Origin of the sequence: Reichenbachiella sp., from assembly GCF_039941815.1 — a bacterium.
Classification (GTDB): domain Bacteria; phylum Bacteroidota; class Bacteroidia; order Cytophagales; family Cyclobacteriaceae; genus Reichenbachiella.
The window spans coordinates 1-1225 of the sequence record NZ_JBDVDW010000034.1 but is presented as its reverse complement, the minus strand read 5'-3'; the positions used below and the strand labels follow the sequence as shown (position 1 = coordinate 1225).

The following is a 1225-nucleotide window of genomic DNA, read 5'->3' as shown; positions in this document are numbered from 1 at the left end:
CATCTATTAAAAATTATTGCATATAATAATATGAGGTAAGGTTCAGTGATTGATACCGAAATAAGTGTTGAAAAAATATCTACGATAGCAAAATATATGATATGCCCAAAGAGCCTTGATTGTGGCAGCTCTATTGAGAGTATGTCTGAACAAGGTCTCTCTGATTTCGAAGAATACGATTATCGGATGGGTTCGGTGTCTTATCAACCCGGAAATAGTGGTGATGTTGATGCCTTGCTGAATGCGATTAAACGATCTCTACAGAAAATCGATTCGTCTAAGCACCCGCTGCTACTTCTAAGTGATGGTAAAGACTCAATGGCCCTAGCGGTGGGTTATTCCAGATTAGGTGAAAGCGTAGAAACTCTCACTTTTTTGCGTCGCGAAGATCATGGGATGAAAGAATACATTACTAAGGTTTGTCGAAAACTTGGGCACCGACCGTATTTTGTTGAAGTTGATCATATATTGAACCAATTTAGCAAGGAAACATTCGTGGGTGCATGTGGTGTAATGGAGTCTCCTGTTCTTGATCAAGGTTTCATGTTTTTTTTGTATGGTTTGAAATCTTTTTTTGGTGAAGGCACTCGGAATGCTGACGAATATGTGGTGATTGACGGGCTAGGTAATGATGAGACTTTTGGTTATTTGCCTTCGTCTAATCAATACCGATCTTTCTTGTTATCTAAGCTTGGCTTGTGGAAGTTAATCCCTACCAATCTCAGAGCGCTTAAATGGTATATTAGATCACCATGCGAGTCTCATGGTGATCTATCGACTCTTGGCTGTATTTTCCCCATTCCGAAGAGTTTTGATCTTAATCAATATTTTTCTAAGGTTAAGAAATCATCAGAGCCAGTTTCCTTTGTGGATTTTAGGGCATTTTCGCGAGGCGCCTTTCATGATCACCAATGCATGATGGGTAAGACTAAAGCCGCTACTACTTATCTGGGCGCTGATGTCGTTTTTCCTTGGATAGATACTGAGTTGGCAAATTTTGTTTTTAATTTACAGATTGAAGATAAATTTGATTTTAGCTCATTAACTAATAAGTTGCTTCTTAGAAAATTGCTTTTAGCAGAGATAGGTTGGGAACAGAGTAAACGTGGTGTCGATTTATACTATGATCTCGAAGAGAAGTGGTTCAAGTCTGAGGTGCTGGCCTCTATTGTCCCATTTGAGTTGATTTCTATTATAGATAGTAACCTTATCCTGCCGAACTATG

General features: G+C 38.9%; 1 protein-coding gene. It reads left to right on the top strand.

Annotated elements, in window-relative coordinates:
• Nucleotides 1-141 precede the first annotated feature (141 nt).
• Nucleotides 142-1225 (top strand): hypothetical protein (locus ABJF11_RS10385; RefSeq protein WP_348119781.1); only part of this gene is annotated, 1084 nt, incomplete at its 3' end.